The organism is Nostoc sp. UIC 10890 (assembly GCF_054786515.1).
In genome coordinates this window covers 3,910,834-3,920,579 of record NZ_JBSGKF010000001.1, presented here as the reverse complement: position 1 = coordinate 3,920,579, position 9,746 = coordinate 3,910,834, and the positions used below count along the sequence as shown (strand labels likewise).

Sequence of the window (9,746 nt, the reverse complement as noted above, 5' to 3'; positions counted from 1 at the left end):
GTACTATAGTTTTGGTTACACATTTCTTAGCTAACATCCGGTAAGTTATTCAGAATCTACGCATTAAATTATACAGAATCTTCTTCTGGATTAGAATTGTTATCTCCTTTACTTGTTATCGCCTGATGTTGAGCAGCAGCTAATAGCTTTTGTTCAAGTCTACTAATACTAATTCCCAACTCAGAAGCTTTTTTACTTTTCCACTCTTCTAGCTCACAATCATGTTGATTGAGCCATTCACGCACCGCGACGCGGGCCATTTCAGCTTTGCGAAGAGTCTGGCGAGCTGAATGAAAAATCAGTCGCTGGTTATCAAAGCTTGGCAATGAGAGCATGAATCGCTGTAGTTTCATTTTATCTAGGGTCTTTGGAGGGCGATCGCTTTCACTCACATAATTATTAAAACTCATTTCAATTAGTATGTCACATAGTAAAAATACATTTTAGAAATTGCATATAAATTGCATATATCTTCGTTTCAATCATTCTCATTGAATTAAGTAAGTAAGTCGACGTGGAAAATTATAACTATGTAATAAAAAGTTAAAGTCGAAAGCAAGAGTTAAATTTAATACGTTCTACACTGTGTTTTCCACTTTTTCTCCTTGCTTTAATTCCATTGATTACGTCATAAGCAAGGTCTAACTCGCTGTCAAATATTTGTCCTGATAGTTCATTTTTTTAAGATGTTGCCAATCCAATTCAATTTTTCGTCATTCATGTAAGACTTCTTTTATAGTTTGAGGAGTCTAGTTAAAGTGAGCAGCTATTTTTCTACGTATCAGGCATGTGTATTTTATCTTCAAATGTTTACTATGCCTAGAGTGATAGAAGAAGGTTAAGTGCTAATCAAAAGCATTAATTTATCAACCAAGTTAAACTGTATGTCATTTATTTGCGTATTAAAAGACACAGATAACCATCTTTTTACAAAGATTGGGTATCTGTTAATTACTGCTATAGCTTTTACATCTATCTACAAGTTGATTTATTTGTTTAATAAATTATGCATTAATCAATAAGCTAATTTTTTCAAAAGCCATTATTGTACAACAAAATCCATTTACTACAATGTCACAATAGCCACTAGTAGCTATATCTAAGGAATGAAAAACTCTAGTTAACAAAAAATAAATCACAAACCAAAGACCTATTTCGATATGCTGAATAATACCAAGGATATAACAATGTTGAAAAGTAATAAAGAATTGCAAATTCTGTCAATGTTTTATGCCGAAAATGTTGCTAACTATTTATCATCGTCAATGTTGCATGTGGGTTGCAATTGAGTATCATTCAGTTTATCGTAAGTGATTAAATGATGTAATTCAATACTGTTTGTTTAAGAATGCTTAGAGATAGATCAATAGGGAGAAGATAAATATAAATTCACCTGATTTGCTGGTTCCTCTATATATTCATAAACGCACAGTATGACAATGCAATTTAATGCGATGACCCGTGTTGTATGAAGCGTTCTGCATAATTTTACTGTCACGAAAATATAAGGGCTTGCTGGCATGAGACTATCTGAGCTAGATCCACTCATACCGCTAATTAAGTTAAGAGAAGAACTCCTGAAGTTACCGAAAGGCTACTCGTTTTTTGAAGAGGAACTAGTAGATTTTTTATCCAGACGAAGATGGCCAGAAAGTAATCGCCGCATTGACCGGACAACTTTCTGGCGATGGAGAAATGACAACGGGATTGAGCATCAAAAAGTATTTAGCCGATTGGATATTTTGAAACTATGCCAAATCTGCGACCACTATCGCATAGATGGAACTCGTAGTGAATACTTGGCGATCGTTAAAACTAAAAAAGAGGTAGTACTAAACAAATAGAGCTATCTCTGACTAGATGGATAAAGTACCAAATGGCTCTACCGAAAGTTAATTAAGTAGTCATTGATCATTGGTGCATACCCCGTTCCTTGTGGGTGGAAAACTTTGTCTTTCATCGGACTAATTCAAACCATCTTAAAGAGTGGGTGTGATTTCTCTTGGACTAATAACTAATGATTAGTGACTCTGCACAGTGGTTTGATTCTACTAATAGATTGATGAATCAATACCTTTAGTGTTAGTGATATCTGGCTTCGGAAGAACCCCTCACCCCCCCCTTTTGAAGGGGGGCTTAATTCCCTCATTAAAATTATGGTACAAAAACAAAAACAGTCATTCATAAAACCATTCATCAAACCTGTAGGTTGGTGGCCAGTCATGTTAGCAACTACTATGACTGTAGCAACTGGTGCTGTTACTTTCTATACCTTCTCACGATTTCAGTTGTCCTCGAAAGTTGAGCCTCAAGCTACCCCAAATAGTCCTCCTAAAATGACTGCTATTGCTGCTTTAGGACGTTTAGAACCTCAAGGAGAAGTTATTCGTCTGTCGGCCCCAGAATCCCAAGGGGGTGTAAGGGTCACAAAACTCATGGTAAATAAAGGAGATAGGGTGCGACAGGGGCAAGTAGTTGCAATTCTAGACAGTTATTTTCCTCGTCTTGCAGCGCTAGAAAAAGCCCAGCAACAAGTCCTAGTTGCCCAAGCTAGTCTCAACCAGGTAAAAGCTGGTGCAAAAGCTGGAGATATATCTGCACAAAAAGCAACCATTGCTCGTTTAGAAGCTGAATTGCGTGGAGAAACCTCTGCACAACAAGCAACGATCGCTCGTTTAGAGGCTGAGTGGCGTAATGCTGAAAGCGAAAATCAGCGATATCAACAGTTATACAAAGACGGGGCGATTTCAGCTTCCGATGCAGATACTAAACGTTTGCGAGTAGATACAGTTCAACAGCAACTCAATGAAGCTAGGGCTTCTCTCAACCGCACCGTAGAAACTCTGCAAAAGCAGTTAACGGAGGCCAAAGCCAGACTCAAAAGTATTGCTGAGATTCGTCCTACCGATATAGCAGCAGCCCAAGCTGATGTCGAAAGTGCAGTAGCCTCAGTTAACCAGGCTAAGGCAGAGTGGGATTTAAGTATTGTGCGATCGCCTATAACCGGGCAAATCATGAAAATTAATGCTTGGCCTGGAGAAGTTATCGGCAATACAGGAATAGCTGATTTAGGTCGCACACAACAGATGTATGTGGTAGCAGAAGTCTATGAAACTGATATTAAAAAAGTGCGTCTAGGTCAGTCGGCCATTATTACTAGCGATGCTTTGCCAGGGAAATTACGAGGAAAAGTCGCAGATATTGGTTTGCAAATTGGCAAACAAAATATCTTTAATAGCAATCTTCAAGCAGATACTGACAACAAAATAGTTGATGTAAAAATTCGTATTGACAATATGGAAGACAACCAGCAAATCGCTGGCTTGACTGATTTACAGGTGGAGGTCATGATTGATATTTAGTAGTTCTCAATAGAACTTTTTTAACTCACAAAATATTCCTAAATTGCCTAAGATTAATTCGTAATTAGGACACGCTAAAAAATCTTGATTTAAACACAGCACTTTTCCTCAATTTAGTCTGATTTCTATCCTTGAGGTTTACCAAATGATTCTCAATATCCCCTTAGCTTGGCTACAATTAGCTCGACAAAAAATTCGCTTTCTTGTAGCTTTAGCTGGAATTGCTTTTGTTGCAGTTCTAATGTTTATGCAAATTGGTTTTCAAGCTGCCCTCTATGATAGTGCTACCCAGTTGCATAAAAATCTTGAAGGGGACTTATTTTTAATTAGTGCCCAATATAAATCTTTAACATCAAACCAAAGCTTTTTTCGTTCAAATTTATATCAGGTATTAGGTTTTGATACTGTAGAATCAGTTAGCCCTTTATATGTACAATTTGCTAAGTTTAAAAACCCCAATAATGGTCTAAAATTTCCACTATATGTGCTTGGATTTGATCCAGTTAAATCGATTTTTAAGTTTCCAAATATCGAAGAAAAACTTAATCTAATCAGAATCCCTAACGTCGTTTTATTTGACCGCGATTCTCGACCAGAATTTGGTGCGATCGCTAAATATTTTGAGCAAGGAAAAGATATCAAAGTTGAAATATTTAGCTATACCGGATTAGTTGGTTACAAAGTTAAAATTGGTGGTTTATTTAAACTAGGGCCTTCTTTTGGCGTTGATGGAAATTTAATCGTTAGTTCTTCAACTTTTCTGCGAATATTTCAAGATCGTCCGGTACAAAAGATAGATATAGGATTAATTAAACTCAAACCTGGTGCTAACCCCCAAAAAGTTTTAGCAGATTTATCAGCCAAGTTACCCAAAGATGTAAGAGTTATTACCCGCAAAGACTTTATTGCTTTGGAAAAAGCCTATTGGTCTCTTAGAACACCTATTGGGTTCGTGTTTAATTTGATGGTGTTAATGGGGTTTGTTGTTGGTGTAATCGTTGTTTATCAAATACTTTATAGTAATATTTCTAGTCATTTAACTGAATATGCAACTTTAAAAGCAATGGGATTCAAAAATAAATACTTATTAAGTGTAGTTTTTCAACAAGCTTTAATTTTAGCATCTCTAGGTTATGTTCCGGGTTTGGCTATATCTATAGCCCTATATGATGTATCAAAAAATGCTACTAAATTACCAGTTATCATGACTACAGATAAAGCCATCTTAGTATTAATCTCAGCAACATTAATGTGTTTAACTTCGGGGTTTTTATCTACAAATAAACTCCGAAATGTAGATCCAGCGGATATTTTCTAGATTAAATCTAGTGTATAAATAAAATGCTTAAACAAAAATTCATCGTCACCATAGAAAATCTTAATCACTACTTCGGCGATAAAAAAATACGAAGTCAGGTATTATCTGATATTAATTTTAATATCAAATATGGAGAAATTGTGATTATGACTGGGCCATCAGGTTCAGGAAAAACAACTTTACTGACTTTAATTGGTGGGTTACGTTCTGTCCAAGAAGGAAGTTTGAAATTTATCGGTAAGGAGCTTTCTGGAGCTACTAATCAGCAATTAGTTCAAGTACGTCGGCATATTGGCTATATTTTTCAAGCTCACAACTTGCTAGATTTCTTAACAGCGAGACAGAATGTTCAAATGTCACTTGAATTACACAAAAACATTTCTGAATTGGAAGCTCGCAAAAAATCAGAAGCTATACTCAGTGCTGTTAAATTGGAGAATAGAGTCAATTATTATCCGTCTGATCTTTCTGGAGGACAAAAACAACGGGTAGCCATTGCTCGTGCTTTAGTAAGTCATCCCAAATTAGTTTTAGCTGATGAACCGACAGCAGCTTTAGACAGTAAGACAGGCCGAGATGTTGTCACCTTGATGCAGCAACTAGCTAAAGAACAGAATTGTGCTATCTTAATGGTCACTCACGACAATAGAATTTTAGATATTGCAGATCGGATAATTCATATGGAAGATGGTTATCTGGTCAAAGAAGTTTCGTGATTATCCTTAAGAAAACGAAAGTCTCATACCATTTCACGAAAATCTTGATACATATAGATTTTTCGTAGAGGTTTAGCACTGCTCATTGGTGTCAACTTAAGCCAAAAATAGCGTACTGATTGGGTGTTATTCACCCGCCAGGGATTGTAAATCCCTGACTAATTGCTCAAGTCTACTGAAGTAGACTGAAAATTTTTGCGCTATTTAGTCCTCTTCAGAGGACTTTAGCTATGAGACAGGGATTTACAATCCCTGGCGGACGTGCGGTTTTGCGTTAAGTTGACACCAATGAGCAATGTGCTAAACCTCTACCCCAATACGCTTGGGTTAAGGGCTAATTGTACAAAATTGTGGGTTTTCGAGACACGATAAATCTACGTCTCTACAAGTGTTTTGGTCTTATCTGAATTGTATTGAACAACTGGTTTTTACTCAGCACTGGCTCAACGCCCCGCTATCCATGTACAGCGCTCAACACTTAGCTATTATTTAAGTATTTTGATGCAGATATGATATGTCTCCTTGTTGACTCCTGGTTTCTATTTATTGCTAACTTCTAAAGGCAAGAAAATCGTCAAAACTTCCCCATAGTGTGGACGCTGGCGTACAATCAGTTTGCCACCGATCGCCTGGAATAAATGTTTGGTTGCGGCGATATTCAAACTAATCGTACCCGTTTCTGGTTGGAACATCAGCAGTTGACCAAGGGCTTTGCGAATTGGTGGTGTTGCAGGCATGGCCGCTTTATTTGAATCTTTGCACCCAAATTGGGGCGATAATTGTAACTTCAGTTGATCTCCAGCCGGGATAACTTGTACCTGAATATGACTACCTGCGGGTAAACTGCGAGTAAAATTTTCCATCAAACCAGTAAGTACCTGATCCAGCATGGTGGGATTGCTCACCACTGTTGGTAGTTGCTGAGGTAAAACAACATTTAAAGTTAAGTTCCGCCGATGTGCTGCTTGTTCCCAACGGGGAATACTTTGCTGCAACACTTGATCTAAAGACATCGGCGTGAGTTGAGTTTTTGAGGATTTTGCTGAGGTAGTAGTTTCTAGTTCTGCTGCCTTAAACAGCAACTCCATGCGATCAATTTGCTCGGTACACTCATGATCGATAACTTTTAAGCGATTGATCACACTAGGATCTAAGTCTCGCCGTTTCAGCAGCAGACGAGTCATAGTGCGAATCGTGGTTAAAGGTGTGCGGACTTCGTGAGCGAAAGCTTGGAGCAATTCTACATCAGGATTTGGGGATTGGGCAGTGGGGATTGGGCATTGGGGATTGGGCATTGGACATGGGTTATTCTCCTTGTCTCCAGTTCCTAGTAAAGAGTCTCTAGTCTCTTCTGGTTCTGTTACTTCTTGAAGCAGCAACTGGCTAAACTCAATCATAATGCGGTAGTCTGGTGCTACCGGGGAATACTGTTCTACCAATGCATCCAGGCGGGCAAAGAACTCTGGATTAGCGAGCATTACCCTTGCGCCTAGCGATCGCCAAGCCTGCTGTACTACCTCTGGTTCAAAAGAAAATGAAAAGGTTTTTTTACCGTTTTTGTGGGTTGCTAAAACCAGCACTAATCTAAATTTATCTGTAAAAACTAAGCAAAACTGTTCTGCACCGAGTGGATCAGCAGGTAGTAAGGGAAGTACCGATTCATGAGGAGCAATTTCTTCATTTACAGACTCGTTGGCGTATTCCAACCCAGGCATCGCACATGGCATCTGAAATGGCATCAGCGCCAAGGGGTTAAATGGTTTTGCCGTAAAAGTGACTGTTTCTAAGCTTTGAGTCAGTTTTGGCTGACTAAATAAGGGTGCAGGTGCAGCTAATACTAATCCTTGGGTTGTGTTAACCGAGGCAGTTACTAAAGTCTTTAATAGCAAATGTTCTGTCGCTGCTAGGCTGACACGCCACTGCCGCTCTGCTTTGGCAGGTGAACATTCAGCTATACTTGATTGATTTTCAGCCAAGATTTCGCTCAGGCTTGGCAATATCCATTTGTACACAGGCTTTTACCCCTTAATTCAAGAGCGACTAACAGCGTCTAGGGTAGACATTTCACTACTACCTAAGAGGTTATAGCCATTTGTGTACTGGTGACAGTGGTAGAACCGAACAATTCGGGCGCAATTTCCGCTCTAAGGGCGATGTCTACGACGGGCTACGCCTACGCAGTTATGGGCTGAAAAACACTCGCACTGACTTTTACTTATAGACATGGCGATCGCAGATTGATAATTGTACTGAATTCATTGCTCGAATCGGGATTGCAATTACAAACTCTGCACCCTGTCCAGGCGATGAAATACATTGCAAAGATCCACCATACTTTCCAGTAATTATCTGGTAGCTGATTGATAATCCCATACCAGTGCCCTGACCAACTGGTTTTGTGGTGAAAAAAGGGTCAAATAAACGCGACTGGATTGCTTCTGGAATTCCTGAGCCATTATCAGTAATCCGAATAATCACATTTTCGTTTACCTGTTCAGAAGAAATGCGAATCAAAGGATTTGGACAAAGTTCTTTTTGGAAACACTCTTCTAAAGCATCGATTGCATTTCCCAAGAGGTTCATAAATACTTGATTCATTTGCCCTGCAAAACACTGGATTCTAGGCATTTCACCATATTCTTTAACCACTTTAATTTCAGGGCGATTATTTTGTGCCTTGATCCGGTGTTGTAAAATTAACAGGGTACTGTCGATTCCTTCATGTAGATCAACCGTTTTGAACTTGCGATCGCATTTTATGGTATTCAAGCTCATAACTTACAAAATATCCTAGTAGTCCAGCAACTTCTTCAGCCTCTTGTTGAGCAAGATATTTAGCTATCTTCAATTGTTGATGAGCACTAATTGCACCAATTATTCCTGAAAGAGTAGCCATTCCTAGAACACCCAAAATTAATTTTTAACTAATTTTCATTGCTTGCTCGAAACCTCAAGTACTGGCTACTGTGCTAATTCAGTTTTGGGGAGTTTACCCTTTTCCTAAAATTCCCAGTTGTCAGCCTGAAAGCTACAGAGTCAATAACCATTAGCAAAATCTTTAATCTGGGTCTATTTCGGCGATTTACTTAGGGGTAGCCGATCATAGACATCGCATTTTTTTAGGTAGATTAGCAATAGACTATCTCAAAGGTACTTTATGGATTCAGTTAAAGATTTAGTACTAGTTGCTGGTGCTACTGGTGGAGTAGGGCAACTAGTGGTAGGCAAGTTACTAGAAAAGGGCGTGAAAGTTCGTGTCCTGACACGCAATGCCGCCAAAGCTGAAGAGATGTTTAACCAAAGAGTAGAAATTGCCGTTGGTGACATCCGCCAGCCAGCTACGCTGCCAGCCGCAATGCCAGATGTCACCCACATCATAAATTGTACTGGAACCACTGCCTTTCCCTCTGAGCGATGGGAATTTGAGCAATCCCCGAACTTGCTTGAATGGGGGATCACTTTCCTTAACCCCAAATCTAGTCAAGCAAAAGCAAAGAATAGTCCGGAAAAGGTCGATGCCCAAGGTGTAAGCAATCTAGTAGCAGCAGCACCCCGGAATTTGCAGCGATTCGTTTTCGTTTCTTCCTGTGGAATTCTCCGTAAAAATCAGTTTCCTTTTAATATTCTTAATGCCTTTGGTGTGTTGGATGCCAAACAAAAGGGCGAAGAGTCCATTATTAATTCAGGATTACCGTACACCATTATCCGCCCAGGACGCCTCATTGACGGCCCCTATACCTCATACGACCTCAACACCCTCCTCAAGGCAAAAACAGGGGGTAAATATGGTGTGGTCGTAGGCACTGGAGATACACTTGCGGGTGATACCAGCCGAATTGATGTAGCAAATGCTTGTGTAGAATGCCTTTTTTACCCAAGTAGTTCTAGGAAAATTTTTGAAATAGTCAACCAAGGACAAAGACCACCTGTGATTGATTGGGAAACTCTTTTTTCTTTGCTCTGAGTAACTGCTAAGTGCTGAGTGTCATATTTTATTCAATGCCTCATGCCCCATGTTCCATGCCCAATCCTCAGTGTTTCTGTAGTTTATTGCCTCTAAAGACGGCAAACACCACTCGGACGTTACGGTTCACCCTAATTGCTGAAAGTATTAATTCTCATACATTAGACATAGTGAAAGCAAATTAATCCATGAACCAACTAAAAACATAATTTAGTTAGTTTAACCGTCCTAAGCAAGGTTCGGGAAACCACCCTTCATGGACTGGCTACCACTAAGCTTCAGTATATATATCAGCATATCTGGAGTTTTAACCCCAGAAAAGCCAAATCAAAGGTATTCATGCTGAACTGGCTGATTTATTGACCCTGTTGGTTCAAAATTTAGTC

The 9,746-nt window shown here is 39.1% G+C and carries 8 protein-coding genes and 1 pseudogene; 5 read left to right on the top strand and 4 right to left on the bottom strand.

Going from position 1 to position 9,746, the window contains the following annotated elements; translation table 11 throughout:
• Positions 1-68 precede the first annotated feature (68 nt).
• The gene (locus ACWATR_RS16005; protein WP_460334195.1) at positions 69-410 is read right to left on the bottom strand and encodes a hypothetical protein; all 342 of its coding nucleotides are present in this window, start codon (positions 408-410) and stop codon (positions 69-71) included.
• A gap of 1,110 nt (positions 411-1,520) precedes the next feature.
• Here ACWATR_RS16005 and ACWATR_RS16000 point away from each other — a divergent pair.
• The 4 genes from ACWATR_RS16000 (at position 1,521) to ACWATR_RS15985 (ending at position 5,396) form a co-directional block, all read left to right on the top strand.
• Entirely contained in the window at positions 1,521-1,844 is a 324-nt protein-coding gene (locus tag ACWATR_RS16000; RefSeq protein WP_069074443.1) for a hypothetical protein, read from the top strand.
• Between the two features lie 312 nt (positions 1,845-2,156).
• A complete protein-coding gene (locus ACWATR_RS15995; RefSeq protein ID WP_460334192.1) occupies positions 2,157-3,362 on the top strand; it encodes an ABC exporter membrane fusion protein in 1,206 nt (401 codons plus the stop codon).
• Between the two features lie 145 nt (positions 3,363-3,507).
• Positions 3,508-4,680 carry an ABC transporter permease DevC gene (gene devC, locus ACWATR_RS15990; RefSeq protein ID WP_460334189.1) on the top strand — a complete coding sequence of 391 codons (1,173 nt, stop codon included), beginning with the start codon at positions 3,508-3,510 and terminating at the stop codon, positions 4,678-4,680.
• Between the two features lie 23 nt (positions 4,681-4,703).
• Positions 4,704-5,396, top strand: a complete 693-nt coding sequence (locus ACWATR_RS15985) for a DevA family ABC transporter ATP-binding protein (RefSeq protein WP_460334186.1) — start codon at positions 4,704-4,706, stop codon at positions 5,394-5,396.
• A 539-nt stretch (positions 5,397-5,935) separates the two neighbouring features.
• Here the strand turns inward: ACWATR_RS15985 and ACWATR_RS15980 are convergent.
• From ACWATR_RS15980 to ACWATR_RS15970, 3 genes and pseudogenes are all read right to left on the bottom strand, one after another.
• A complete protein-coding gene (locus ACWATR_RS15980) occupies positions 5,936-7,408 on the bottom strand; it encodes a sensor histidine kinase (protein ID WP_460334183.1) in 1,473 nt (490 codons plus the stop codon).
• 199 nt (positions 7,409-7,607) lie between these two features.
• Positions 7,608-8,147, bottom strand: a pseudogene (locus tag ACWATR_RS15975) (sensor histidine kinase); the annotation flags it as partial.
• On the bottom strand, positions 8,125-8,292 hold the full coding sequence (locus ACWATR_RS15970; RefSeq protein WP_460334180.1) for a hypothetical protein: 168 nt from the start codon (positions 8,290-8,292) through the stop codon (positions 8,125-8,127). The pseudogene ACWATR_RS15975 and the gene ACWATR_RS15970, both read right to left, overlap by 23 nt.
• 261 nt (positions 8,293-8,553) lie before the next feature.
• Between ACWATR_RS15970 and ACWATR_RS15965 the strand changes: the two genes are divergently transcribed.
• Positions 8,554-9,360, top strand: coding sequence for an SDR family oxidoreductase (locus ACWATR_RS15965; protein ID WP_460334177.1), 807 nt, complete (start codon positions 8,554-8,556; stop codon positions 9,358-9,360).
• Positions 9,361-9,746: the final 386 nt, after the last annotated feature.